Source organism: Shinella sp. HZN7 (genome assembly GCF_001652565.1).
In the GTDB taxonomy this organism is placed as follows: Bacteria; Pseudomonadota; Alphaproteobacteria; order Rhizobiales; family Rhizobiaceae; genus Shinella; species Shinella granuli.
In genome coordinates, this window is sequence record NZ_CP015736.1 from 2064110 (window position 1) to 2087820 (window position 23711).

The window sequence follows — 23711 nt, forward strand, 5'->3', positions numbered from 1 at the left end:
GCGGCGCGCGTAGAGGCGGAAATGAAACGCCCGTTTCACGGATGAGCGATGCCGGCCGGCGGCTTTTGCGCTAGAAAGGGGCATTCAACGGGAGCGATGCATGTCGGAAGTCGACTGGAGCGATCTGCAGCTTTTCTTCCATGTCGCGGCGGAAGGCGGGCTTGCCGGCGCCGCGGCGATCACGGGCGCCAGCGCGCCGACGATCGGCCGGCGCATGCTGGCGCTGGAGCGGGCCATGGGCCGCACGCTCTTCATCCGCAGCCAGCAGGGCTACCGGCTGGCGCCGGACGGCATGGTGCTGTTCGAGCATGTCCAGACGATCCGCCGCACGACCGCCGACATCACCCGCTGGCACGGCGACGCCTTCGCGCTGCCCATCGTCGCCATTGCCGGCGATATCTGGCTGATCGGCTTCGTCGCGGAGAACACGAGCGAGCTGCGCAGCCCCGCCGACAGCTTCCGCCTCTGCTGCAAGCAATTGCCGGCGGGTGGGGACCTGACCTATCGCCACGGCATGATCGCCCTCTTCCACAGCACGCCCAAGTCCGGCAATGTCGCCGTGCGCAAGTCGGTGACCGTCGCCTATGCGGTCTATCGCGCCGCGAACCTCGCCTTCGAGGCGGACCTGCCCTGGGTCTCGATCGGCACGGAGGTCGCCGTTTCCGATGCGGAAAAATGGGTCTTCCGCAACCACGAGCCGCAGATCCACACCTGGACGAACGCGCCGGCCGTGCTCGCCCGGCTGATCGCAAGCGGCGCCGGGCGCGGCGTGCTGCCGACCTTCGTGGGCGATGCCATGCCGACGCTCGTGCGCGAGGGCGAACCGATCGAGGCGCTCGCCCATCCGCTCTGGCTTGCCGTCAACGACGACGACCGCCACCGGCCGGAAATGCGGCTTGTCCTCGATCGCCTCGCAAGCCTCTTCAAGCGCCACGAGGATCGCTTCGCCGGCCGGCTGACCGACGAGAAAGAACCGTCCGTCAGACCCGCTGTCCGTTCCTGACGCGGTAGCTCGGCTGGTACATGGTCACCAGTTCCTCCGATGCCGTCGGGTGCACCGCCATGGTGCGGTCGAAGTCGTCCTTGGTGACGCCGGCCTTCAGCGAGATGCCGAGGAGCTGCGCCATCTCGCCGGCCTCGTGGCCGAGAATATGGGCACCCACCACCCTGCGGTCGGCCGCATTGACGATGAGCTTCATGATCATCTTCTCCTGCCGGCCGGAAAGCGTCGCCTTCATCGGTCGGAACTCGGCGCGATAGACCTCCAGTTCATCGAAGGCTTTTGCCGCCGCCTCCTCGCTGAGGCCGACGGTGCCGATCTCCGGCTGGGAGAAGACCGCGGTGGCGATGAGGTCGTGGTCCGGCGAAACGGGGTTGCCGCGGAACTCCGTCTCGATGAAGCACATCGCCTCGTGGATCGCGACGGGGGTGAGCTGCACGCGGTCCGTCACGTCGCCGAGCGCGAAGATGCCCGGCACGTTGGTGCGGGAATAGGCGTCGACGACGACCGCTCCCCGCTCGTCCATCGCCACGCCCGCCGTCTCCAGGCCGAGGCTGCCGGTGTTCGGCACCCGGCCGAGCGCCAGCATCACCTGGTCGACGGCAAGCGTCTCGCCCGCCTTGGTCGTGACGGTGCGCCCGCCGCCCGCCGCCTCGCTCACGCTGGTGATGATGTCCTCGCAGAGGATGCGGATGCCCTTGGCGATCATCGCCGCCTGCACGCCCTGGCGCATGTCCTGGTCGAACCGCGACAGGATCTGCCTGCCGCGGTAGATCAGCGTGGTCTCGACGCCGAGGCCATGGAAAATGTTGGCGAACTCGACGGCGATATAGCCGCCGCCGGAAATCAGGATGGATTTCGGCAGCTCCGGCAGGTCGAAGGCCTCGTTGGAGCTGATGCAGAGCTCATGGCCGGGAAGGTCGGCATGCGGCGTCGGATGGCCGCCGACGGCGATCAGGATGCGCTCGGCCGTCACCAGTTCGTCGGTCGCCGTCAGGCGCAGGGTGTTCGGCCCGACGAGCACGGCGCGGGTCGCAAGGATCGTCGCCCCGGCATTGTCGAGGCCCTTGCGGTAGAGGCCTTCCAGGCGGGTGATCTCCTTCTCCTTGGCGGCAACGAGCGTCTGCCAGTCGAAGCGCGTCTCGCCGACCTGCCAGCCGAAGCCGGCGGCATCCTCGAAATGCTCGGGGAACTGCGAGGCATAGACGTAGAGCTTCTTCGGCACGCAGCCGCGGATGACGCAGGTGCCGCCGAAGCGGAATTCCTCGGCGATACCCACCTTCTTGCCCATGCTGGCGGCAAGACGCGCGCTGCGCACGCCGCCGGAGCCTCCGCCGATGACGAAGAGGTCGTAGTCGAATGTCGGCATGGTGATCTCCTGCGGGCAAGCCTGGCCGGACGGCCGTCTGACGGGGGCCGGCGCTCGCGAATCCGTCGCCGGGCGCTACACATATAGGAACAGCCGGGCCAAAAGGGAAAGACCACGTCGCCGCAGCCCGGCATGCCGGCTTTCCCTCCCCTTCGCATCGCCAGAAGCGCGGCTCGGGCGCGACCGGCAGGAGATCGCTCAGCGCCGGAGACGGGGCGGCACAACGGAAAAGGGCGGCTTGCGCCGCCCTTTCGTCATTCGATCACTGCTGCGCAGGCTGCGCTTCGCCGCCCTCGGCCGGCGCGGCGGCGCCGAGGATCGGGTTGAGCTTCTTGGCGCTTTCGGCGCGCAGGTCGCGGTCGACGCCGACGGCCCAGATCTCGGCGGCCTTCATGACTTCGCGCGTGGCGATCGGGCCGTCCGAGAGCAGCTTCTTGCCGACGGGCGAGCTGTAGAAGTCGGCGATCGCCTTCAGCTCTTCCTGGGTGAAGGTCTTGGCATAGATCGTCGCGGCTTCCCGCTCCAGGTCGGCGCGGCGCGGCGCGAGCGCGAGCGCCTGCTCGTCGACGGTGGCGTTGATTTCCGTTTCGTGGTTCGGCGAGGCCTGGACGAGCGTCGCCTTGATGCGAACGGCAAGGCCCGGCAGGATGTTGTCGAAACCGTTCGTCGCGCCGATCGCGTCGATGGCGGCGCGGGCGGCCTTGACCTGCTCGTCGGTGACGTCCTGCGCCTTTGCGGCGCCGGCAAGCGCTGCCGAAACGATGAGGGTCGCCGCGAGGGTCCGGCCGAAACCAGCAAATTTGATCATGTCGGTCTGTGCTCCTGTCTAGTCTTTTGCCGTCAGCGTGCGCGCACCCGCGGGTCCCGCGATGATGGCCAGCGACGCCATGTTGATGAAGAGTCCGTGTTCGACGACACCGGGAATGTCATTGAGGCTGCTTGCGAGCGCATCTGCATCAGGAATGCGGCCAAAAGATGCGTCGAGAATGTAGTGTCCGCCATCCGTCATGAAGGTGCCGTCGCCCGAGGCGCGCAGCGCGATCGCCCCGGAAAGCCCGAGGCGGGCCGCCGTCTTCTCGATGGCGATGCGGGTGGCGGTGAGGCCGAAGGGATTGACCTCGATCGGCAGCTTGAAGGCGCCGAGCGTCTCGACCACCTTGCTCTCGTCGGCAATGACGATCATGCGCGTCGAGGCGCTGGCGACGATCTTCTCGCGCAGCAGCGCGCCGCCGCCGCCCTTGATGAGGCGCAGCCTGCCGTCGACTTCGTCGGCGCCGTCGATGGTGAGGTCGAGTTCCGGCAGCTCGTCGAGCGATTTCAGCGGCACGCCGAGCTCGACGCAGAGCCGCGCCGTGCGCTCGGAGGTGGGCACGCCCTCGACCTTCAGGCCGTCAGCGACCTTCTCGGCGAGGAGCCGCACGAATTCCTCGGCGGTCGATCCGGTGCCGATGCCGAGGCGCATGCCATCCTCTACATGGGTGAGCGCGACCTCTGCGGCCTTGATCTTCATTTCCCGGGCGTCCATGGCCCAAAACTCCTTGAATGGTCGTAGGCCGGCGCCGAAGCGGCCGGATTTCCGGTGAGACACTTACACGCCCCCGCCGGCAAACGAAAGCCAAAATCGCCGCCCGTCCCGCGCCGGCCGGGGCGGAGAAGGCGATTGCAAATGCCGCCGCCATCGCATACCGGAAGGGCCTGCCCGCCTCCTCCCCATACAAGGTTTTCCCATGTCCGCTTCTCTCGTAGTCTTCGATCTCGACGGTACGCTCATCGATACGGCGCACGATCTCGTGGCAAGCCTCAACCACACGATCGGCCTCGAAGGCCTCGATCCCGTCGGTTACGACGACCTTACCTATCTCGTCGGCCATGGCGGCCAGGTGATGATCAAGCGCGCCTTCGCGCTGCGCGGTCGGGAAATCTCGAATGAGGAGCTGCAGCGCATGCTTGCCGCCTTCGTCGAGCACTATTCCGAAGCCATGCCCGGCGTATCCGTGCCCTATCCGGGCCTTGTCGACGCCATGGATCGCCTTGCCGGCGCCGGCTACCGCCTCGCCGTCTGCACCAACAAGCTGGAAGGCCTCGCCCGGCGCCTGCTCGACGGCCTCGCCCTCACCCCGCGCTTTGCCGCGATCACCGGCGGCGACACCTTTGCCGTGCGCAAGCCCGATGCCGAGCACCTGCTGGGCACCGTCCGTCTCGCCGAGGCCGACCCGAAACGCACGGTGATGATCGGCGACAGCCTCAACGACATGCTCGTCGCGCGCAATGCCGGCGTGCCCTCGATCGGCGTTCCCTTCGGCTATTCGGACGTGCCCGTCGCCGCGCTTGAGCCGAACCACGTCATCAGCCATTTCGACGAACTGACGCCCGACCTGATCGAGCGCCTCATCGCCCGCTGAAACGGCGAAGGCGACGCATCCAGAGGATACGTCGCCTTTTTCCGGCGGCCTACGCGGGGTCGAAAACCCTCAGCCCTCGATCTGCCGCGCCTTCTGCGTGGCGGCAAAGGCCTTGCGCATGTAGCTGTCGCGATCATAGACGTCGTCGAAATACTCGACCACGCCGTCCTTGTTCGGCCAGGCGGTGAAGTAGGCGATGTAGATCGGGATATCGGCCTTGACGTTCAGCGCCTTGTTCTTGCCGGCGGCGATTTCCCTGCCGACCTCCTCCTCGCTGATGCCCAGCACGGCGGCCGCCATCTTGCGCGGCTCGGCAAGGCGCACGCAGCCATGGCTCAGCGCCCGCATGTCCTTCTTGAAGAAGCTCTTCGACGGCGTGTCGTGCATGTAGATGGCATGGCTGTTCGGGAACAGGATCTTCAGTTCCCCCAGCGCATTGTCGCCGCTTGGCGGCTGGCGCACGGAGACGCCCGCGGTCGAGCCGTACCAGTTGACCGAGGAGGACGCCACCGCGCGCCCCCCGACGGCGACCTCGTAGCCCATGCGGTCGAGATAGGACGGGTCGTTCCGGAGCTTCGGCAGCATCTCGTTGATGATGATCGACTGCGGCACGCCCCAATAGGGATTCACCTCGACGGTCTGCACCTTGTCCTCGAAGAAATAGGTCTGGTTCGACTTCGAGCCGACCACCGTGCGCATCGAGAATTTTTCCGCACCGTCCTCGTAGTAATAGACCTGGAAGGCCGGCTGGTTGATGAAGACGTGGCGAGCGCCGAGATCGACCGGCAGCCAGCGCGCCTGTTCCAGCGCCACTTCCAGCTTGGCGACCTTGTCGGCGACCGAATCGCCGCCCGTGAGCTTGCGGATCGACGCCTTGCCGACGACGCCGTCCGGCTTCAGCCCGTTCTCCTTCTGGAAGGCTTCGACGAGCGCGACCAGTTCGGGCGTGTATTCCGGCGTGTCCTTGTAGGTGGCGATGGCGAGCGAATGATCGGTCTTCAGCGCATCCGAACCGTGCTTGACGATGCCCTTGACGACATTGGCGAGCTCCGGATTGCTCTGGCCCGGCTTCAGCAGCGTGTCCTCGGCGATGACGACGCGGTCATCGCCCGCCGTCTCGGCCTTCAATTTGGCAAGCTCCGCCTTCAGCGCCTGGAAATCGGCGCTCGCCGGCGAGCGGCTTTCGAGATAGCCCCTGACATTGCTGCTCATCGCCACGTTCTTCAGCGCCGCGACGAGGTTGACGTCCTTGCGCTTGAAATCGTGGTAGCCGGAAATCCGGTTCGGATCGATGCGGCCGCGCACGGCGTCCTGCACATAGGTGGCAACGGCGGCGGAAAGGCCGACCTCGAAGGCGGCAAGCTCGCTGTAGCGCGCGCTCATGTCGGCGCCGTCGAAGCTTTCCGCCGGAATCTTGACCGCATAGTCCCAGGGGTCGAGGCCGACGGAGGCCGCGTCGGCCAGCACGGCGATGGCGGTCTTCGCCTTGTCGTTGATGCCGGTACCGTCGATCCAGACGAATTTCTTCTGCGTGCCGTAGAAGGTCTCGACCGCCTTGGCGGCATCGGGCGTCGCACGCACGTCGATGCTGGAGAAGGCGGCGCGCACGCCGGCATCGCCGGCCGGCGCGACATCGGCCGAGATGGAGCTGGTGACGACCGGGTCGGCCAGCTTGTCGACGGCGACGCGCTTCAGGGCGTCCGCCTTGTAGGTGTAGTAGCGCGGGCCGGTGACGCGCGGCAGCGGCTTGGCCTCCTGCTTCACCTCGGCGCCGGGCAGTGCAATACCGGTCGTGACGCCCGGAAGCGGCTCGGACTTCTGCTTCTTCTTGCCGTTCAGCCATTCCATCACGGTCAGGGCGTTGGCGGGTGTCGCATGGAGCGAAACGGTGGCGCAGGAAAGGGCCAGCGTGGCGGCCAGCACGGCAGTCTTGGTAAGCTTCATCTATATTCCATTCCCCGAATGAACCGTACGTCACGGTCTCTGGCGGCGCCCGAACCAGCAGGCCGGTAAGTTATAGGAAAGGATGGTTGATGAAAAGGAAACGCCCCTTCCCGCAGCCCCCGCAAAACCTCACGAATCCGTGACGCCAGCCCCTGGCAAGCCAGACGGACGAGGCCCCGTAAAAATTTGAATTGCCGTCGATTTTTTCTGCAGGAAACGCAAATCGGGAAAATTCCGCCTGGCGGGCGCGAAAAAACAAGCGGACGATTGTGATGGAAAAGGCACAGCGTCGAAAGCCCGGCCGGACCGTCGGCGGCCGTGCGCCGGCCTAATCGATTTTAACCGAAAGTCTCGTCCCGCAGGATCATTCCGCCCCTTGCAACCCCGTCGCAGATGGGCCAGAGATTTGCGCGATTTTTTCGCGCCAGCGCGCAGCCCCGGGGGCACGCGCGTTCCCGGCCTGCCGCCTCCCATGCGGCGGCATCGCCGGCGGCTCACCGAAGCGCATGGGTATTTAGCGGGAAGCACAATGACATCGACGCGCACGGAAACGGATACATTCGGCCCCATCGAGGTGGACAACAGCCGCTATTGGGGCGCGCAGGCCCAGCGCTCGCTCGGCAACTTCAAGATCGGCTGGGAAAAGCAGCCGCTGTCGGTCGTGCGCGCGCTCGGCATCGTCAAGCAGGCCGCCGCCCGCGCCAACATGGAGCTGAACCGCCTCGACCCCGAGATCGGCAAGGCGATCACGGAAGCCGCCCAGGAAGTCATCGACGGCAAGCTGAACGATCACTTCCCGCTCGTCGTCTGGCAGACGGGCTCGGGCACACAGTCGAACATGAACGCCAACGAGGTGATCTCCAACCGCGCGATCGAGATGCTCGGCGGCGTCATGGGCTCGAAGAAGCCGGTGCACCCGAACGACCACGTCAACATGAGCCAGTCGTCGAACGACACCTACCCGACGGCCATGCACATCGCCTGCGCCGAGCGCATCGTCCATGACCTCCTGCCGGCGCTGAAGCACCTGCATGCGGCCCTGGAAGCGAAGGTCAAGGCCTTCGACCACATCATCAAGATCGGCCGCACGCACACGCAGGACGCCACCCCGCTGACGCTCGGCCAGGAATTCTCCGGCTACGCCGCGCAGGTCGCCTCCTCCATCAAGCGCATCGAACTGACGCTGCCGGGCCTGTGCGAGCTCGCCCAGGGCGGCACCGCCGTCGGCACCGGCCTCAATGCCCCGGTTGGCTTCGCCGAAAAGGTCGCCGAGCACATCGCCGCGATCACCGGCATCGCCTTCAAGACCGCGCCGAACAAGTTCGAGGCGCTGGCCGCCCACGATTCCATGGTCTTCTCGCATGGCGCGATCAACGCGGCCGCCGCCGCGCTGTTCAAGATCGCCAACGACATCCGCTTCCTCGGCTCCGGCCCGCGCTCGGGCCTCGGCGAGCTGGCGCTGCCGGAAAACGAGCCCGGCTCGTCCATCATGCCCGGCAAGGTCAACCCGACCCAGTGCGAGGCGCTGACCCAGGTCTGCGCCCAGGTCTTCGGCAACCATGCCTCCCTCACCTTCGCCGGCAGCCAGGGCCATTTCGAGCTGAACGTCTTCAACCCGCTGATGGCCTACAACTTCCTGCAATCCGTCCAGCTCCTCTCCGACGCCGCGATCTCCTTCACCGACAATTGCGTCACCGGCATCGAGGCCCGCGAGGACAACATCAAGGCGGCGCTCGACCGCTCGCTGATGCTCGTCACTGCGCTCGCCCCGAAGATCGGCTACGACAACGCCGCCAAGATCGCCAAGACCGCCCACAAGAACGGCACGACGCTGCGCGAGGAAGCCGTCGGCGGCGGCTACGTCACCAACGAGGAATTCGACGCGGTTGTGCGTCCGGAAAAAATGATTATGCCGGGTTGAGGCAGAATTTTCGAACATTCTTCTACACGGGCCGCAGATCATTGAATCTGCGGCCTTTTTTACTGCCTGCTTTCCCCTGCGGCATCTACAACCGTTAATAATTCCCAAAGCATTTTAGTCTTATTTTGCGGGTCGGGAGCCAACGAAGGAAATCAGGAGCAGCCGACATGAACACGGCCGTTGCGCAAAAGGTCCAGGTGCCGGATATCGCCGCGCAAGTGACCTATGCGATGCGCATAATGGGTGTTTCGCCCATTCCGCGAAACTACGAGCTGTTCTATGAGGCCTATATCGGCTCCAATCCCAAGCTGACGCGGGAACTGGCGGCGCTCGGCAGCAAGGCCTCCCAGGAGGAACTGGACGAGATCGGCGCGCAATATTTCGGCCACCACCACGGCGCCAACGCCATCGACGGCGCGCATACCCGGATCGTCGGCGAGCTCGAAGGCCTGCTGCGCCTCCTCAAGCAGGAGCAGACCTCGCTCGAAAGCTACAACAAGCTGCTCGACGAGACCTTCGTGCGCATCACCGGCAAGAACGCCACCAGCGTCGACATCATCAAGAGCGTCATCGGCGTTCTGACGGAAGCGACCGGCGACACCATCAACCAGGGCAAGGAGATGGTGCAGAACGTCGCGCAGAAATCGATCGAGATGGACAATGTGCGCAAGGAGCTCGACGAGTACAAGCGCATCGCCAACACGGATTCGCTGACGCAGCTTTCCAACCGCCGCGCCTTCGACGACAAGCTCTCCGCCATCTACAATTCGACGATGTCGCGCAACGTGACCGCGCTGATCCTCGCCGACATCGATCATTTCAAGAAGATCAACGACACCTACGGCCACCCGGTCGGCGACAAGATCCTCGCCTCCGTCGGCAGCCTGATCCGCGCGAACGTGCGCAAGGACATCCTCGTCGCCCGCACCGGCGGCGAGGAATTCGCCATGATCGTCGAGGGCAATACCGAAGAAGAGGCGATGGCCATCGCCGAGCGCATCCGCGTCGCGCTGGAGCACACGCCCTTCAAGAATTCCAAGACCGGCGTCAATTACGGCCCGATCACCATCTCGCTCGGCTTCTGCATGGCCTCCTGGGCGGATGGCCCGGGCGAACTCTACTCCAAGGCCGACATCGCCCTTTATTGCGCCAAGAACGGCGGGCGCAACCGCACCATGCCCTTCGAGGACGGCATGAAGAAGGATTTCACGAAGAGCTGGCTGATCTACCGCAAGTAAGCGGGCCTGTTCCCCTCGAAAACGGCGCCTGCGGGCGCCGTTCTGCATTTTGCCTCCGACGGGAACCATGATGGCGCCCGCGCGTTCCGGGCGTGGGAGGATCGTGCCATGCAAACCGGATTTTTCGAACTGACGATGATCGCCGCGCTGATGCTGAGCAGCCTCGTCTGGATCCAGCCGTTCTGACGAACCTGTTCCCGCCGGAACATCGTGGCCGGCAGCGCTGTCCTACAACGTCCCTATCAGAACAAGGCGCCGGGCATGAAGCCGCCGGCCGACGACAGGGACCAGGACAATGAAAACGCTCGCCATCGCATTTATCGCAGGCCTCCTTTCCACCGCAGGCGCCGCCGTCGCCGCCGACAAGGCAGTAGATCCGATCGAGGTCGCCTCGCTCTCCTCCTCCGCCCAGAAGACGGGCTGGCTGCAGGTGCTCTCGGGCGGCACGCCGGTCAAGTCGGAGAAGAAGATCGCCGCCGTCTCCCGCGCGCCGATCGCCCGCGAACTCGTCGCCTTCAACGAGAAGGTCGCGCCGGGCACGATCATCGTCGACAATTCCGAACGCCGCCTCTACCACGTCCTCGGCTCCGGCCTTGCCATGAAGTACGCCGTCAGCGTCGGCCGCGAAGGCTTCCTGTGGACCGGCGTGGAAAAGGTGACGCGCAAGAGCGAATGGCCGACCTGGACGCCGCCGGAGGACATGCGCGCCCGCGAGGCCAAGAAGGGCAAGATCCTGCCGGTCTCGATGAAGGGCGGCCTCGACAACCCGCTCGGCTCGCGCGCCATCTATCTCGGCTCCACCATCTACCGCATCCACGGCACCAACCAGCCCTCCTCGCTCGGCAAGGCACAGTCGTCCGGCTGCATCCGCATGGCGAACGAGGATGTCGAGCACCTCTATGCCCAGGTCACGACGGGCGTGACGGTCATCGTCCGCGATTGATTTCCCGGAAGAGGCGGGCGGCCCCCACGATCCAATCAGCGGCAGGCGGAAGCGCCTGCCGCCTTTGCGATCGCGATGAGGTCCGGGCGGTACTCGAAATGCATCGTATCGTAGTGATACCAGCGCCCGCCCCAGACGAAGCCGTGCCGCTCGAAGATCTCGACGATCTCGAGCGGATATTTGTTGGCGTATGTCGGCACCCTGCCGGGCTTGCCGCCGGACCAGACCCAGTAGTCCGCGAACTTCGTGTTGAGATCGAGCGCCGCGCCGAAGCTGTGCACCGACATGTTCTTCGCCCCGGAGACCTTGCGCCAGTTGAACACGCCGGCCGAGGGCGAGAGGTAGCGCTTCAGCTCCGGCCTGCCGACAAGTTCGTCGCGCACCTTCTCCAAGGCCGCGGCCGCGCCCTGCCGCTTCGTCACGCGCAGCGTCTCGCCGAACCATTTGACCGGCACGAGATCGGCCGAGACCGCCTTCGCCGAGGCCCCGTAGAGCCGCATCATCAGCGCGTCGCTGCGGATGCGGCCGGGGTCGAAATCGACCTCCGGCGTCCTCTCGCAAGCCCCCAGCGGATAGATCTGCCGCAGGCTGTCCTCGACATCGCCGGCGGCGAGCGCCGCCTGGTGGTCCTTCGTCCTGCCGTCGTCGATCTGAAGCGGCGGCCCGCCGTCCTTGAAGAGGAGCGCGTTTCCCTCGATACCGGCAAGGCTTTCCGGATAGGCGGCCACCAGCAGCTCCAGGCGGGCCGCAAGATCGGGCTCCGCCGCGCCGGCCGGGGACGCGGCCAGCAGGAGCACGGCCGCAACGAGGCGGCGGCTAGTTGACCGAGATGTTGATATAGTCGCCTCCCGCCCCGCGCCAGATTTCGACGTAGATCTGCACGTCGCCATCGAGCAGCCGGCGGGCGGCGCTGCGCTCGATGCGGCCGGCGCGGATCATGCGCTCGGCAAGCTCGCGGTTGCGCGGGGAAGCGAAGAAGCTGTCGAGATCGTCGCCGGGCTGGCGCACGCCGAAGCGGTGCACGTTGGCGCGATCCTGGCGGATGACCTGCCAGGGCTGCGTCAGGCGCTCGTTGCTGGAATTGTAGAGATCGTCCTGGCCGATATAGGCGCCGTAGCTCTCAATCAGCTCGTCCGCCCTGGCCGCCCCGGTCGAAACCGCAAGCACGACGGCGAAAGCCGCCGCAAAAAGTCCTTTTCGCATTCCCTGCTCCACGTTCCGGCCAAGGCCGATCATCATCGAGAACAAGACGGGCGACGGCGGCGGGATATTCGCCGGCGCTCACCACATGGACTTGGCGGCGCGGCCCGGCCATTCCCGGTCATAGGCAGCGCCGTCAAACCCCTTCCTGGCCGAGGCGAGCATCTGCCCGACCGTCGGCAGGCACGCCGTATCGCGGAACTTTTCCGGATTCCAGAGGTCGGCGCGCAGCACGGCGCGAGCACATTGCGAATAGACCTCCTCGATGGTGATGACGACCACGGAGCGCGGATGTTTCCCGTCCATCACGAAGCGCCCGGTGATCTCGGCATCGATGCGCACCACGGCGCGGCCGTTGAGGCGCATGGTCGTGTTGGAGCCGGGGATGAGGAACATCAGCGCGACGCGCGGATCGCGCACGATGTTGGAGAGCGAATCGATGCGGTTGTTGCCGCGCCAGTCGGGCAGCATCAAGGTGCGCTCGTCCTCGACATGGATGACGGCGCCGGCATCGCCGCGCGGCGAACAATCGAGCCCTTCCGGCCCGACGGTGGCGAGCGCCATGAAGGGCGAGGCCTCGATCATCGTGCGGTATTCCGGCAGCAGGTAGTCCGTCACCTTGACGAGCGAGGCCTCGCCCGGGACCCCGTAAAGCGCGTTCAGTTCCTCGACCGAAGTGACGATGCTCATGCCTGTCTCCCGTGCTGTGCGACCGCTGCGGCGCATCGCACCCTTGCATGACAGGCGCGTGACGAAAAGTCCGTCAGGCGGCGATGCGCGCCGCATCCTCCGCAAGGAATTGCACGATGCGGTCGATCACCGGCTCGGCGGAAACGATGCGGCGATGGCCGAAACCGTTCGCCCATTCGAGCGTGACATTCGGGCCGGCGGCGGCGTAGCGCCGGGCGTGCAGCGCCGGCACCTCCTTGTCGTCCTGAGCATGGAGCACCAGCATGGGGGATTTCAGCCGCCCTGCCCCGTTGGCCGCGTCGAAGGCCGAAAGCGGCGCGCCGGCGATGCGCTCCACATGGTTCTCCAGCGCGACCTGCGCCTTCGGCCCGAGCTTGAGGAAACGGCCGAGGTCCTTGAACAGCCAGGTCATCTCGCTCGGCGAGCCGATGGTCACCAGCCGGCGCGGCCGGTGCGCCGGCACCGACGGCACGAGGCCGCTCGCCGCACAGGCGAGCGAGGCGCCGCCGAAGGAATGGCCGCAGAAATAGTCGAAGCCGCCGAAGCGCTGCCAGGCCGCATCGATCGCCCGGACGGCCATCGGCAGCGTCAGCGTGCGACCGCCCGAGGCGCCATGCCCCGGCAGGTCGAGCGCCACGACCTCGTGGCCGGCGGCGACCAGCGCTTCCGTCAGCGCCGTGAGATAGGCCGCGCGCGAGCCCCAGCCGTGCACCACGAGCACCCGGCCGGAAAAGCTCTGGCACGGGCGGGCGGCGAAGCGGTGCGCGACCGCCCTGCCGCCGGCAAAGGCGAGCGGCACGCGCTCCGCCTGCCGCATCCACCCCTCGGAACGCGCGAAAAGCTCCTTCTCCTTCGCCGTGCGCGGCCGGCGGCCGGGCGTCGTCGCGAAGAGGCGGAAGGCGGCGCGGCCGGCCGCATCGGGAGAAATCCTGGCCACGCCGGACAGCGCCAGCCGGATGACCTTCAAGCCAAAGGATGCCATAGTGGGATTCCAGAAAAATGTTCAATATTGAACAATAAAGTACAACGATGAACAAAAATCAAGCCTTCCCCTGGGATCATCCGCGCTTTCGCAGCTGGATCGGCGTGGGACGCGCCTGCCAGCTCATGCAGCAGGCGATGGGCCGGGCGATCGCCGACCTCGGCATCAAGCCGCCGCATCTCGACATCCTGATCAACCTCTACCGCTTCGACGGCATCTCCCAGCAGGACCTCGCCCGCAAGCTGCTCGTCGGCCGCTCCAACATGAGCATGCTGCTGCCGCAGCTCGAAAAGCGCGGCCTGATCGAGCGCCGGGCCGACGCCAAGGACAAGCGTGTGCTCCGCCTGTCGCTGACCGGGACGGGTCGCAGCCTGACCGAGGAGGCGATGGCCATCCAGACCGGCCTCATCGACCGCACCCTCTCGCAAGCACCGGCCGAGCGCTGCCTCGCGGTCGCCGAGGCGATGGAGGACATCATCCGCATTCTCCAGACGATGGAGAGCGATGAACCCGACGATACCCCCCTGGCGAAATTCCGGTGAACCGGAGACGGGTGCACGCCGACGCGCACCTGCGGGATTTCACAGGCGCCGGCGGCAAAGCAAGATCGCCGTCGCACCTATTGGGCAGGAGGCAAGACACGTTCCCATCGCCCCGGCGGATCTGGCGGCCTCAGCTCGCCTCTTCCTGCTCGCGGCGGTGCCGCTCCTCCTCCGCCGCCCGCTCGCGGGCGGTGCGCGCCGCGACGATGTCGGCCGGCTGGGCGTTGCCGCGGATGAGCTGGCGGCCGGCATAGATGCCGCCGACCATTTCCAGCTCCAGCCGCTCTCGGTCGACGTCGCGGAATTCCTCCACCACCTCGGCGGCAAGATCCTCGTCCTCGCCCAGCGCCTTCAGCGTCTCGCGGCTGAACACCATCGCCGATTCGAAGGTCTCGCGGATCTGGAAGTCGACGCCGGCATGGACGAGGTCGACGGCATGGCCGCGATCATAGGCGCGCGCCAGGATCGGCACGAGCGGGAACTCCTCGCGCACGATCTCGGCGATCTTCACCGCCGCCGCCTTGTCGTCGAGGCAGATGAGGATCGCCTTGGCGGTCGAGGCGCCGGCGGCATGCAGGATGTCGATGCGCGCGCCGTCGCCGTAATAGACCTTGAAGCCGAAATCGGCGGCATCGCGCACGAACTCGGCATCCTTGTCGATCAGCGAGAGCGTGTAGCCGCGGGCGAGCAGCGGCTGGCTGACGATCTGGCCGAAGCGGCCGAAGCCGATCATCAGCACCGTGCCCTCGACGTTTTCCGGCAAGGTCAGCCCCTCGGTGGACGGCTGCTGCTTCGGCACGATGCGGTCGTGCAGGATGACCATCAGCGGCGTCAGCACCATCGAGATGATGATCGTCGCCGTCAGGATGGCGTTCTCCTCGCCGTTGAGGATGCCGGCGGAAACGGCCGCGGCATAGAGCACGAAGGCGAATTCGCCGCCCTGCGCCATCAGCACGGCGCGCTCCAGGCTTTCGGCATGGCAGGTGCCGAGAAGGCGCGCGACCACGTAGATCAGGAGGAGCTTCGCGATCATGTAGCCGACGACGCTCGCCACCACGAGCTGCCAGTTGGCGGCGATCACCCCAAGGTCGATCGCCATGCCGACGCCGAGGAAGAAGAGGCCGAGCAGGATGCCGCGGAACGGCTCGATGTCGGCCTCGAGCTGGTGGCGGAAGCTCGATTCGGAGAGCAGCACCCCGGCAAGGAACGCACCCATGGCCATGGAGAGGCCGGAGACCTGCATGGCGAGCGCCGATCCGAGCACCACGAGCAGCGCCGCCGCCGTCATCACCTCGCGCGCGCCGGAGGCCGCCAGCACCCGGAAGAGCGGGTTGAGCAGGTAGCGCCCCGCCAGCACCAGCGCCACGATGGCGCCGATGGCGATGCCGATGGAAAGCCAGCGGTCGGAGGCATCCGTCGCCGCCGCCCCCGTGCCGAGCAGCGTGACGATCGCCAGCAGCGGCACGATGGCAAGGTCCTCGAAGAGCAGGATCGCGATGATGCGCTGGCCCTTCAGCGTCGACATCGTGCCGCGCTCCTGCAGCATCTGCATGACGATGGCGGTGGAGGTGAGGACGAAGCCGGTGCCGGCGACGAAGGAGGGAATGAGCGGAAAGCCCATCGACACGCCGATGCCCGTCAGCGCCGCCATGGCACCCATGACCTGGATCGCGCCGAGCCCGAAAATGTCCTTGCGCATGCCCCAGAGCCGGGAGGGCTGCATCTCCAGCCCGATGATGAAGAGGAACATCACCACGCCGAGCTCAGCGACATGGATGATCGCCTGCGGATCGGCGAAGAAGCCGAGCCCGAAGGGACCGATCACCAGCCCGGCGGCGAGATAGCCGAGCACCGAGCCGAGGCCGATCTTCTTGAAGACCGGCACGGCCGCCACGCCCGCCGCCAGGAGCACGACGACCTGGGTGAGATCATTTGCATTCGCTTCGCCTGCCAAGGGGCATCTCCCGTTCGTTTGTGGGTGGACGCTACCTTCGTCAGGCAGTCCGACATGTTACCGCGGTTTCTCCGAAATATCGCGGCTCATGCCTTTCTCCGCAAGCTCGCGCTCATAGGCGGCGAAGAGTTCCGCGCCTTTTTCCCCGAGTTCCCGGAGATAGGACCACGTATAGATGCCGGTATCGTGAAGGTCGTCGAAGCCGATGCGCACGGCATAATTGCCGGTCGGCGTCATCGAGATGATCGCGACATTGCGCTTTCCCGGCACCGTCACCTTCTGGCCCGGCCCGTGGCCCTGCACTTCCGCCGAGGGCGAGAGCACGCGCAGGAGTTCGGCGGAAAGATCGAAGCGCGCGCCGTCGTTGAAGGTCACGACGAGGCGCTGGCGGTCCTTCGTCACGCGCAGTTCTGTCGGCCACAGATCGCTCATCCCGTTTCCTTTCCCGTCTGTTGTCGCGAAGGACTATGCGCCAGATCGAGGATGCGCAAGGCGCAAAATGCTGTCATAATCGCCGCACCGGCTTGACGCTGCGCCCCGGGCACACGACATGTCGGCAATGGAGGACGTGTTTTGAATTCGTATGCAGGCCCGCTGGGTGGCGCGAACCCGATCGCGCAGTCCGACGCACCGATGATCGACCCCTTCGGGCGCGCCATCACCTATCTGCGCGTGTCGGTAACCGACCGCTGTGATTTCCGCTGCACCTATTGCATGGCGGAGAACATGACCTTCCTGCCGAAGAAGGACCTGCTGACGCTGGAAGAGCTGAACCGGCTCTGTTCCACCTTCATCGCCAAGGGTGTGCGCAAGCTCCGGCTGACCGGCGGCGAGCCGCTGGTGCGCAAGAACATCATGCATCTCGTGCGCGAACTCGGCCGCCAGGTGCATGACGGGCGCCTCGACGAACTGACGCTGACGACCAATGGCTCGCAGCTCGCCCGGCACGCGGCCGAGCTTGCCGATTGCGGCGTGCGCCGCATCAACGTCTCCCTCGACACGCTCGACGCGCAGAAGTTCCGGACCATCACCCGCTGGGGCGACCTCTCCAAGGTTCTGGAAGGCATCGACGCCGCGCAGGCCGCCGGCCTCCACATCAAGATCAACGCCGTGGCGCTGAAGGATTTCAACGACCGCGAGATCCCCGATCTGATGCGCTGGGCGCATGGCCGCGGCATGGACCTCACCCTCATCGAGACCATGCCGATGGGCGAGATCGAGGAAGACCGCACAGACCGCTACATGCCGCTGTCGGAGATGCGCGCCCGCCTCGAAGACGACTTCACCCTGACGGAGAACGCCTACCGCACCGGCGGCCCGGCGCGCTACGTCACGGTCGCCGAGACCGGCGGCCGGCTCGGTTTCATCACGCCGATGACGCACAATTTCTGCGAAAGCTGCAATCGCGTGCGCCTCACCTGCACCGGCACGCTCTACATGTGCCTCGGCCAGAACGATGCGGCGGACCTGCGCCTGCCGCTGCGGGCCTCCGACGACGACGCCCTGCTCTCGCAGGCGATCGACGAGGCGATCACCCGCAAGCCGAAGGGCCACGATTTCGTCATCGACCGCCGCAACCGCCCGGCCGTCGCCCGCCACATGAGCGTCACCGGCGGCTGACCCCGCCGAAAGCGAGGTTTTGGTGAACGTCCTTCCGGCCCTCCTCCCCGCCCTCCTTGTCGCCGCCCTTCCTTCCCTCGGCCTTGCCGCCGAGCGGCCGGAGGGCATCGCCGCCGCCGAGGCGGTCGCCAGGGCCGCCCTCGGCGCGGATTGCGACATGAACGGCATGGAGGACGTGCCGATGGTCGGTCCCGAGGCGGAAGGATTCGGCCACGCCCTCTACCGCTTCGCCTACAAGCCCGGCTACGATCCGAACGGTCCCGACATCGAGGCCGAGCTCTACCAGTTGTTCTGCGGCTCGGGCGCCTACAACATCCGCAATGCCTTCGTCCTGAAGACCGGCAACAGCGACACGCCGAAACTCATCGCCTTCGCCACGCCGGACCTTGCCTATGAATATGCGAACGGGGAGAACAGCCGGCTGACCGCCGAGCCGAAGATCCGCGGCTTCCGCGCCACCGCGCTGCTGGTCAATGCGAGCTTCGACGAGAAGACCCGCACCATCACCAGCCACACCGCCTGGCGCGGCATCGGTGACGCCTGGGACAGCGGCGAATGGGTCTTCCGCAACGGCGATTTCACGCTGACCCGCTTCGAGTTCGACCCCACCTACGGCGACCCGGACCCCACGGTGCCGGAGAGCTACGTAGTCTACGAGGCCGGCAAGTAAGGAAACGGCGCAAACGAAAACGGCCGGGCGTCCACCCGGCCGTTTTCGTTGATGGCAGGCGCATCACGCCGCGTGGTGCTGCCCGTAATAACCGCCCTCGCGCGTATCGAGGTCGCGCGTCTTGAAGTGGTCGATCTTCTGGTTGAGGACTTCGACGCGATGGCGCAGGCCGTGGATCTCGGCCGTGTTCTCCTCCACCATCGCCGCGTTCTGCTGCGTAATGAGCTCGACCTGGTGCACCGCCTGGTTCACCTCGTTGATGCCGTCATACTGCGCGGCGGCGGCCGCCTCGATCTGGCCGACCAGCGCATGGATCGAGGAGATGTGCTCGTTGATGACGGTCAGCGCCTCGCCGGTCTCGGTGACGAGCGCAACGCCGTTCCGGACCTGCGCCGAACTGTCGGAGATCAGGCCCTTGATCTCGCGGGCGGCACCGGCGCAGCGCTGGGCAAGCTCGCGAACCTCCTGCGCGACGACGGCAAAGCCGCGGCCCGCCTCGCCGGCCCGCGCCGCCTCGACGCCGGCATTGAGCGCGAGCAGGTTGGTCTGGAAGGCGATCTCGTCGATGACGCCGATGATCGTGCTGATCTTCTCCGACGACCGGTTGATCTCGCCCATGGCGTCCACCGCCTTGGCCACGACCTCGCCGGAGCGTTTCGCATAGCTGTGCGTCTCGTCGACGGACACCGCCGTCTTCTGGGCGCTTTCGGCCGTCGAACGCACGATGTCGGTGAGCTGGCGCAGCGCCCGCGAGCTTTCCTCCAGCGCCGCCGCCTGCTGTTCGGTTCGGCGGGCGAGATCGTCGGCGGAGGTGGCGAGGTTGCCCGTGCCGCCATTGATCTCCATCGTCGTCGCGCGCACGTCCGACAGGGTGACGCGCAGCGCCTCGACCGCATTGTTGTAGGTGCGCGCCATCGCGACATATTCGGCGGCCAGCGCCTCCGTCATGCTTTCCTCCAGGTTGCCGGCGGCAAGCTGGCCGAGCACATCCGACAGGGCCGTCAGCGCCTCGGTCTGCTCCGCCTCGATGCGGGCCTGCTCGCTGGCGCGGCGCGCCTGCTCCTCGGCCGTCATCTGGCGCTGGGCCTCGGCCTCCTGCTCCAGGCGGATGTTTTCCCGCGCCGCATCGCGGAAGACGGCGACCGAGCGCACCATGTCGCCGATCTCGTCGCCGCGGTTGCGGCCGTCGATGCTGATGTCGAGGTCGCCGCTCGCCAGCCGCGACATGGCTTCCGTCACCCGCTTCAGCGGGCCGCGCAGCGTTTCGACCAGCATCAGGCCGCCGATGATGGCGAGCAGCGTGCCGGCGACCATGGCGATGATCGAGACGTTGGCCGAGCGCTGGCTGTCCTTCTTGCCCGCCTCCTGGGCGCTGGAGACGAACTGCTCCAGCGTCTGGCTGGCATCGGCGACGGAGGCATAGGCGGCGGCGCGCGCGGCCTGCCACTTCTCGCCGACGGAGATGAGGTCCTGGGTGCCCTGCTCGATCCTGGCGAGCGACGGGGCGAGCTTCTGCGAGAGGTCGCGCAGGGCGGCGTTCTTCGTGCCAAGCTTGGCAAGCTCGGCGGCGCTGCCGGCGACGGCCTTCACGTCGGCCAGCACGGCGTCGCGGCTCGGCTGGTCGAGCTTGCGGTGCAGCTCGCTGATATGCAGGCGCGTCTCGTCGATGCCCTTGAACGTGTCGCCCATCAGCGTGATCAGCGTCTTCAGGAGCGCGATCTCGGCATCCATGCCGACGAAACGCTTTGCCGCCGTGTCGGAATTCTTGCCGGCCTCCTTGAGGAAGTCGGCGTCGAACTTGGAAAGCTTGGTCAGAACGGGCACGAACTTCGTCTTCTTGGCTTCCGCATCGTCGCTGCCGGCCAGGATGTCCTTGACCTTGGCGAGCTCGGCCTCGAAGGGCTTGATCTGCTCCAGCGCCTTCGGCGAGGCGATCGCCCGGGATTCGTCGAGCTGCTTGAGGAGCTGCGGCAGGTAGGTCTCGGCCGCCTTGACCTTGTCCTCCGCCTTCATGGCGAGCGCCACCGGCTTGCGGAACTTGCCGATGCGTTCGGCAAGGCCCTGATAGGCGGCGGCATCGAACAGCAGCGCCTTGGCGAAGGCTTCCTTCTCGCCCGATTCGTTGCGGATGACACCGATCTGCTTTTCGGCGAAGGCACCGTCCTTGGCCATCGTCGCCAGCGCCTCCTCCAGCCCCGCCGTCACGGCGTTGCGCTCCTGGTCGATCGACCAGAGCGTTTCGCTCTGCTCGCGCATGGTCCCGGCCAGCGCCACCACCGAGGCGATCTTCGCCTTCTCGGCCGCATCGGGCAGGAGGGCATCGAGATCGTTGATACCGGCCTCCTGCTCGTCGATGCGCGCGCCGAGCGCCGCCCGCGTCGCCTCGCCGGGCCTGTCGACGAAGTCCTGCAAGCCGGTGCGGAGATTCTGGAAATGCGACAGACTGTTGATCGTCTCGCGCGTCACCGTCATGTGGCCGTTCAGCGTGCTCGCGGTGAAGTAACCGACAAGGCCGATGCCCGCGATCAGCGCGACGAGAGGAATGACGAACAGCAGCACCTTGGTAACGATGCGGCGCTGCTGGAGCAGGCGGTCGATGAAGGACATGGGTTCCCCGACGTTTTTATGACGACCAAGATCCCGTCGGGTGTTCCTCAAAGCCGAAACGGCCGCTCAGGCTCGTCATCGGAGCGCGGCCGGTGCTGATTCAAGGCTTCGGCCGATCTTGCATCAGGCGGCCCGCCCTCACCCGTCGCATCATGCGATCGCTCATTGGGATGACGCAACGATAGGTGGGGAAGCTTAATGAATTCCTTCGGCAAAGCGGCAGGAATTCAAGCCTTTGCGCCCAAATCATCATACTTTTCTGCACGGATTTCGCGCAACTGCCGCTCCGTGCGGCAATCGCCCCGTTTGTTCCAGCCGCCAGGGTGATGGCATACGGCGGGCATTGTGCCTAAGAAGGGCGAAGACTCGCCTGGAATCACCTGCATGACCACCACCGCCAACGCCAAGGGCGCCCTGTTCATGGCCATCGCCATGATCGGCTTCACCTGCAACGACGCGCTCGTCAAGTCCGTCACCGGCGACATGAACACCGGCCAGATCCTCTTCGTGCGCGGGCTGATGACCACGGTGCTCGTCGTCGCCATCGCCCGGTGGATGGGCGCGCTCGGCTCCTGGCGGATCGTGCTGCAGCCGGCCGTGGCGCTGCGCATCGCCGCCGAAATCCTCGCCTCGCTCGCCTATGTCTCGGCGCTCGGCGCCATGCCGCTCGCCAACACGGCCTCGATCCTCCAGGCCCTGCCGCTCGCCGTCACGCTCGGCGCGGCGCTCTTCCTCAACGAGAAGGTCGGCTGGCGGCGGTGGCTGGCCATCATCGCCGGCTTTGCCGGCGTGCTGATCGTCATCCGCCCCGGCCCGGAGGGCTTTTCGCTCGCCGCCGTCTATGTCATCGCCTCGGTCGTCGGCGCGGCGGCGCGGGATCTGTGTACCCGCCGCATCGACCGGTCCGTGCCGTCGCTGTTCATCAGCGTCATCACCGCGGCGTCGATCACCGTCACCGGCGCGGTGATGATCGTGCCGATGGGCGGCTGGCAGCCGGTTTCCGGCGAAGCCTTCGTCCGCCTCGCCGCCGCCAGCGTGCTGCTGCTCGTCGGCTACCAGACCATCGTCATCGCCATGCGCACCGGCGAGATCTCCTTCATCGCGCCCTTCCGCTATACGAGCCTCATCTGGGCGATCGCCATCGGCTTCCTGTTCTTCGGCGAGGTGCCGGATTTCTGGATGACCGTCGGCGTTGGCATCATCGTCGCCTCCGGCCTCTACACCTTCTACCGGGAAAACCGCCGCCGGGACGTGGAGGCCGTGGCACAGGAATCGAAACCGGAATCGCCCTGACAGGGTTGCGCGCCGCCGCTGCCGCTCCATCTGTCTTCAGAGCGTGCCCGCGCAAAAACGCGCAGCGGTTTTGCGATGATGACAAGGGCAAGGTGATTACGCTCGGCCGCAAAATGCTCTAGACGAAAACGGCGAAACCTGCCGATGGGAGCGAAATGACAGCGACGCATGCGATAGTGGGCGTGATCCTGGCCGGCGGCCTCTCCTCCCGCATGGGGCAGGACAAGGCGCGCATCCGCCTCGGCGGCGCGGCCCTCATCGACCGTGCGGCGCGACGCCTCAAGCCGCAGGTCTCGGCCGTCGCCGTCAATGCCAACGGCCCGGTCCTCTTCGAGCGCGGCGAGGAACTGCCGGTCTTTGCCGATCTGGATGCCGCCCGCGCCGGCCCGCTCGGCGGCGTGCTCGCCGCCCTCGACTATGCGCGGCGCCACCATCCCGAGGCGAGCCACGTCGCCACCGTTCCGACGGACAGCCCCTTCTTCCCGACCGATCTCGTCGCTCGCCTGTCGCGCGTCGTCGACACGCCGGAGCGCATCGCGGTGGCACGCTCGGTCAGCGGCCTCCACCCCGTCTTCGCCCTCTGGCCCGTCACCCTCGCCACGGATCTCGCCGAATGGCTGGCAGGCGGCGGGGCGCTGCGCGTGCGCAGCTATCTCGAGCGCCACCAGGCCCGCGAAATCACCTTCCCGCTGATCGAGACCTCGCGCGGCGAGTTCGATCCCTTCTTCAACATCAACACGCCGGATGATCTCGACGAGGCGGAAAACTGGCTCTGGGTGCTGGAACGATGACACGACCGAAGATCTTCGGAATTGCCGGATGGAAGAATTCCGGCAAGACGGGCCTTGCCGTGCGCCTGGTGAGCGAACTCGTCGCCCGCGGCTACCGCGTCTCCACCATCAAGCATGCCCACCACGACTTCGACATCGACAAGGTCGGCGCCGACAGCTATCGCCACCGCCAGGCCGGCGCCCACGAGGTCACCATCGTCTCCGGCACGCGCTACGCCATCATGCACGAGCTGCGCGGCGCCCCGGAGCCGAGCTTCGAGGAAATCCTCGCGCGCCTGGCGCCCTGCGACCTCGTTCTCATCGAAGGCTACAAGCGCGAGCCGATCCCCAAGATCGAGGCCCGGCGGCTGGAGGCCGCCAACCGGACGCCGCTCGCCCCCGAAGATCCCCACATCACCGCCATCGCCGCCGACCACCCCGTCCCGGACGCGGGCCTGCCCGTCTTCGACCTCGACGACACGGCGACGATCGCCGACTTCGTCGTGGCGGTGACGGGATTGAAGACCCCGGAACATTGAGCCGCGACGAAAAAGGCCGCGGGCAAA

General features: G+C 66.4%; 22 protein-coding genes. 11 read left to right on the forward strand and 11 right to left on the reverse strand.

Annotated features, from left to right (window positions below; all coding sequences use genetic code 11):
• Nucleotides 1-100: 100 nt before the first annotated feature.
• Entirely contained in the window at nucleotides 101-1003 is a 903-nt protein-coding gene (locus tag shn_RS09970; RefSeq protein WP_064330260.1) for a LysR family transcriptional regulator, read from the forward strand.
• On the opposite strand, the gene gor is transcribed toward shn_RS09970, so the two are convergent.
• The 3 genes from gor to rpiA all read right to left on the reverse strand — a co-directional run bounded on the left by gor (nucleotide 981) and on the right by rpiA (nucleotide 3894).
• Nucleotides 981-2369 carry a glutathione-disulfide reductase gene (gene gor, locus shn_RS09975; protein ID WP_064330261.1) on the reverse strand — a complete coding sequence of 463 codons (1389 nt, stop codon included), beginning with the start codon at nucleotides 2367-2369 and terminating at the stop codon, nucleotides 981-983. The two genes, shn_RS09970 and gor, sit on opposite strands and share 23 nt — an antisense overlap.
• A 262-nt stretch (nucleotides 2370-2631) precedes the next feature.
• Nucleotides 2632-3177, reverse strand: a complete 546-nt coding sequence (locus shn_RS09980; RefSeq protein ID WP_064330262.1) for a DUF2059 domain-containing protein — start codon at nucleotides 3175-3177, stop codon at nucleotides 2632-2634.
• Between the two features lie 18 nt (nucleotides 3178-3195).
• Entirely contained in the window at nucleotides 3196-3894 is a 699-nt protein-coding gene (gene rpiA / locus shn_RS09985; protein WP_064330263.1) for a ribose-5-phosphate isomerase RpiA, read from the reverse strand.
• A 202-nt stretch (nucleotides 3895-4096) separates the two neighbouring features.
• On the opposite strand from rpiA, the gene shn_RS09990 reads away from it, so the two are divergent.
• Nucleotides 4097-4771, forward strand: coding sequence for an HAD family hydrolase (locus shn_RS09990; protein ID WP_064330264.1), 675 nt, complete (start codon nucleotides 4097-4099; stop codon nucleotides 4769-4771).
• 69 nt (nucleotides 4772-4840) lie between these two features.
• Here shn_RS09990 and shn_RS09995 read toward each other — a convergent pair whose 3' ends face one another.
• Nucleotides 4841-6715 (reverse strand): murein L,D-transpeptidase, encoded by a 1875-nt coding sequence (locus tag shn_RS09995; protein ID WP_064330265.1) that lies wholly within the window; start codon nucleotides 6713-6715, stop codon nucleotides 4841-4843.
• Between the two features lie 472 nt (nucleotides 6716-7187).
• Here shn_RS09995 and fumC point away from each other — a divergent pair, with 472 nt between their 5' ends.
• From fumC to shn_RS10010, 3 genes are all read left to right on the forward strand, one after another.
• Nucleotides 7188-8636, forward strand: coding sequence for a class II fumarate hydratase (fumC, locus tag shn_RS10000; RefSeq protein WP_371328593.1), 1449 nt, complete (start codon nucleotides 7188-7190; stop codon nucleotides 8634-8636).
• A 167-nt stretch (nucleotides 8637-8803) separates the two neighbouring features.
• The gene (locus tag shn_RS10005) at nucleotides 8804-9874 is read left to right on the forward strand and encodes a GGDEF domain-containing protein (RefSeq protein WP_064330267.1); all 1071 of its coding nucleotides are present in this window, start codon (nucleotides 8804-8806) and stop codon (nucleotides 9872-9874) included.
• Nucleotides 9875-10169: 295 nt separating this feature from the next.
• Nucleotides 10170-10817, forward strand: a complete 648-nt coding sequence (locus tag shn_RS10010; RefSeq protein ID WP_064330268.1) for a L,D-transpeptidase — start codon at nucleotides 10170-10172, stop codon at nucleotides 10815-10817.
• A gap of 35 nt (nucleotides 10818-10852) precedes the next feature.
• Here shn_RS10010 and shn_RS10015 read toward each other — a convergent pair whose 3' ends face one another.
• The 4 genes from shn_RS10015 to shn_RS10030 form a co-directional block, all read right to left on the reverse strand.
• Entirely contained in the window at nucleotides 10853-11614 is a 762-nt protein-coding gene (locus tag shn_RS10015) for a M15 family metallopeptidase (RefSeq protein ID WP_245337381.1), read from the reverse strand.
• Nucleotides 11615-11633: 19 nt separating this feature from the next.
• The gene (locus shn_RS10020) at nucleotides 11634-12020 is read right to left on the reverse strand and encodes a hypothetical protein (protein WP_064332523.1); all 387 of its coding nucleotides are present in this window, start codon (nucleotides 12018-12020) and stop codon (nucleotides 11634-11636) included.
• Between the two features lie 78 nt (nucleotides 12021-12098).
• Complete coding sequence (locus shn_RS10025) at nucleotides 12099-12707, reverse strand: pyridoxamine 5'-phosphate oxidase family protein (RefSeq protein ID WP_064330269.1); 609 nt, start codon at nucleotides 12705-12707, stop codon at nucleotides 12099-12101.
• A gap of 73 nt (nucleotides 12708-12780) precedes the next feature.
• Nucleotides 12781-13689 (reverse strand): alpha/beta hydrolase, encoded by a 909-nt coding sequence (locus shn_RS10030; RefSeq protein ID WP_064330270.1) that lies wholly within the window; start codon nucleotides 13687-13689, stop codon nucleotides 12781-12783.
• 47 nt (nucleotides 13690-13736) lie between these two features.
• On the opposite strand from shn_RS10030, the gene shn_RS10035 reads away from it, so the two are divergent.
• Nucleotides 13737-14231, forward strand: coding sequence for a MarR family winged helix-turn-helix transcriptional regulator (locus shn_RS10035; RefSeq protein WP_064330271.1), 495 nt, complete (start codon nucleotides 13737-13739; stop codon nucleotides 14229-14231).
• A 130-nt stretch (nucleotides 14232-14361) separates the two neighbouring features.
• Here shn_RS10035 and shn_RS10040 read toward each other — a convergent pair whose 3' ends face one another.
• Nucleotides 14362-16185, reverse strand: a complete 1824-nt coding sequence (locus shn_RS10040; RefSeq protein ID WP_064330272.1) for a monovalent cation:proton antiporter-2 (CPA2) family protein — start codon at nucleotides 16183-16185, stop codon at nucleotides 14362-14364.
• A gap of 57 nt (nucleotides 16186-16242) precedes the next feature.
• Nucleotides 16243-16617, reverse strand: coding sequence for a gamma-butyrobetaine hydroxylase-like domain-containing protein (locus tag shn_RS10045; RefSeq protein ID WP_064330273.1), 375 nt, complete (start codon nucleotides 16615-16617; stop codon nucleotides 16243-16245).
• 201 nt (nucleotides 16618-16818) lie between these two features.
• Between shn_RS10045 and moaA the strand changes: the two genes are divergently transcribed.
• Both moaA and shn_RS10055 read left to right on the forward strand, forming a co-directional pair.
• Nucleotides 16819-17805, forward strand: a complete 987-nt coding sequence (gene moaA / locus shn_RS10050; protein WP_245337403.1) for a GTP 3',8-cyclase MoaA — start codon at nucleotides 16819-16821, stop codon at nucleotides 17803-17805.
• Nucleotides 17806-17827: 22 nt separating this feature from the next.
• A complete protein-coding gene (locus shn_RS10055; RefSeq protein ID WP_145925898.1) occupies nucleotides 17828-18475 on the forward strand; it encodes a DUF1176 domain-containing protein in 648 nt (215 codons plus the stop codon).
• 63 nt (nucleotides 18476-18538) lie between these two features.
• On the opposite strand, the gene shn_RS10060 is transcribed toward shn_RS10055, so the two are convergent.
• The gene (locus shn_RS10060) at nucleotides 18539-21082 is read right to left on the reverse strand and encodes a methyl-accepting chemotaxis protein (protein WP_064330276.1); all 2544 of its coding nucleotides are present in this window, start codon (nucleotides 21080-21082) and stop codon (nucleotides 18539-18541) included.
• 384 nt (nucleotides 21083-21466) lie between these two features.
• Between shn_RS10060 and shn_RS10065 the strand changes: the two genes are divergently transcribed.
• The 3 genes from shn_RS10065 to mobB all read left to right on the forward strand — a co-directional run bounded on the left by shn_RS10065 (nucleotide 21467) and on the right by mobB (nucleotide 23684).
• Nucleotides 21467-22375 carry a DMT family transporter gene (locus shn_RS10065; RefSeq protein WP_064330277.1) on the forward strand — a complete coding sequence of 303 codons (909 nt, stop codon included), beginning with the start codon at nucleotides 21467-21469 and terminating at the stop codon, nucleotides 22373-22375.
• A gap of 155 nt (nucleotides 22376-22530) precedes the next feature.
• Nucleotides 22531-23166: a molybdenum cofactor guanylyltransferase MobA gene (gene mobA, locus shn_RS10070; RefSeq protein WP_064330278.1), complete on the forward strand. Its 636-nt coding sequence runs from the start codon at nucleotides 22531-22533 to the stop codon at nucleotides 23164-23166.
• Nucleotides 23163-23684 carry a molybdopterin-guanine dinucleotide biosynthesis protein B gene (gene mobB / locus shn_RS10075; RefSeq protein WP_064330279.1) on the forward strand — a complete coding sequence of 174 codons (522 nt, stop codon included), beginning with the start codon at nucleotides 23163-23165 and terminating at the stop codon, nucleotides 23682-23684. Before mobA ends, mobB begins: the two co-directional genes overlap by 4 nt.
• The last annotated feature ends 27 nt before the right edge of the window (nucleotides 23685-23711 follow it).

Coding starts and splice junctions, on each gene's coding strand:
- shn_RS09970 (WP_064330260.1), top strand. CDS start 101: ATGTCGGAAGTCGACTGGAGCGATCTGCAGCTTTTCTTCCATGTCGCG.
- gor (WP_064330261.1), bottom strand. CDS start 2,369: ATGCCGACATTCGACTACGACCTCTTCGTCATCGGCGGAGGCTCCGGC.
- shn_RS09980 (WP_064330262.1), bottom strand. CDS start 3,177: ATGATCAAATTTGCTGGTTTCGGCCGGACCCTCGCGGCGACCCTCATC.
- rpiA (WP_064330263.1), bottom strand. CDS start 3,894: ATGGACGCCCGGGAAATGAAGATCAAGGCCGCAGAGGTCGCGCTCACC.
- shn_RS09990 (WP_064330264.1), top strand. CDS start 4,097: ATGTCCGCTTCTCTCGTAGTCTTCGATCTCGACGGTACGCTCATCGAT.
- shn_RS09995 (WP_064330265.1), bottom strand. CDS start 6,715: ATGAAGCTTACCAAGACTGCCGTGCTGGCCGCCACGCTGGCCCTTTCC.
- fumC (WP_371328593.1), top strand. CDS start 7,188: ATGCGGCGGCATCGCCGGCGGCTCACCGAAGCGCATGGGTATTTAGCG.
- shn_RS10005 (WP_064330267.1), top strand. CDS start 8,804: ATGAACACGGCCGTTGCGCAAAAGGTCCAGGTGCCGGATATCGCCGCG.
- shn_RS10010 (WP_064330268.1), top strand. CDS start 10,170: ATGAAAACGCTCGCCATCGCATTTATCGCAGGCCTCCTTTCCACCGCA.
- shn_RS10020 (WP_064332523.1), bottom strand. CDS start 12,020: ATGCGAAAAGGACTTTTTGCGGCGGCTTTCGCCGTCGTGCTTGCGGTT.
- shn_RS10025 (WP_064330269.1), bottom strand. CDS start 12,707: ATGAGCATCGTCACTTCGGTCGAGGAACTGAACGCGCTTTACGGGGTC.
- shn_RS10030 (WP_064330270.1), bottom strand. CDS start 13,689: ATGGCATCCTTTGGCTTGAAGGTCATCCGGCTGGCGCTGTCCGGCGTG.
- shn_RS10035 (WP_064330271.1), top strand. CDS start 13,737: ATGAACAAAAATCAAGCCTTCCCCTGGGATCATCCGCGCTTTCGCAGC.
- shn_RS10045 (WP_064330273.1), bottom strand. CDS start 16,617: ATGAGCGATCTGTGGCCGACAGAACTGCGCGTGACGAAGGACCGCCAG.
- moaA (WP_245337403.1), top strand. CDS start 16,819: ATGATCGACCCCTTCGGGCGCGCCATCACCTATCTGCGCGTGTCGGTA.
- shn_RS10060 (WP_064330276.1), bottom strand. CDS start 21,082: ATGTCCTTCATCGACCGCCTGCTCCAGCAGCGCCGCATCGTTACCAAG.
- shn_RS10065 (WP_064330277.1), top strand. CDS start 21,467: ATGACCACCACCGCCAACGCCAAGGGCGCCCTGTTCATGGCCATCGCC.
- mobA (WP_064330278.1), top strand. CDS start 22,531: ATGACAGCGACGCATGCGATAGTGGGCGTGATCCTGGCCGGCGGCCTC.
- mobB (WP_064330279.1), top strand. CDS start 23,163: ATGACACGACCGAAGATCTTCGGAATTGCCGGATGGAAGAATTCCGGC.